Genomic DNA, 811 nt, shown 5'->3' on the forward strand with positions numbered 1-811 from the left:
CCACCGATGGCCTTGGCAGCCGCTACAACACTCAGGGTCGCCTGCTTCAGGCTGCTGTTGTCATGTTCAGCAATTACCAGGATGCTCATGTTCAGATCACCTTCGCTTCGTTCTTCAGTTTATCGACCAGCTCAGCTACGTCAGCCACTTTSACACCAGCCTGACGGGCAGCCGGAGCTTCCACTTTCAGGGTGGACAGGCGAGCAGCAACGTCGACACCCAGGTCKGCCGGRGWGGTGGACTCAAGCGGCTTCTTCTTGGCCTTCATGATGTTCGGCAGAGAAGCGTAACGCGGCTCGTTCAGACGCAGGTCGGTGGTGACCACAGCCGGGAGGTTCAGGGCAACGGTCATCAGACCACCGTCAACCTCACGGGTAACGTTAACCTTGTCGCCTTCAACAACCACTTCAGAWGCGAARGTRCCCTGACCCATRCCGGYCAGTGCRGCCAGCATCTGGCCAGTCTGGTTGTTGTCGGAATCGATGGACTGCTTGCCGAGAATRACCAGCTTCGGCTCTTCCTTCTCGACCACAGCTTTCAGCAGCTTGGCCGCTTCGAGGGACTGAACTTCTTCGTCAGTCTCGATGTGGATRCCACGGTCTGCGCCCAGTGCCAGAGCGGTACGGATCTGCTCCTGGGAAGCCTTGGGACCAATGGAAACCACCACGATTTCACTGGCAACACCCTTTTCTTTCAGGCGAACCGCTTCTTCAACAGCGATTTCACAGAACGGGTTCATTGCCATCTTGACGTTGGCGAGATCAACGCCGGTGTTGTCCGGCTTGACGCGCACCTTTACGTTGTAGTCGAT

1 protein-coding gene is annotated in these 811 nt (G+C 56.9%); it reads right to left on the minus strand.

The features are described 5' to 3' along the window. Positions 1-91: 91 nt before the first annotated feature. The coding region (locus FWJ25_RS19205; RefSeq protein WP_149601866.1) for an electron transfer flavoprotein subunit beta/FixA family protein at positions 92-811 on the minus strand (720 nt) is incomplete at its 5' end.

This window comes from Marinobacter salinexigens (assembly GCF_008370345.1).
In the GTDB taxonomy this organism is placed as follows: Bacteria; Pseudomonadota; Gammaproteobacteria; order Pseudomonadales; family Oleiphilaceae; genus Marinobacter; species Marinobacter salinexigens.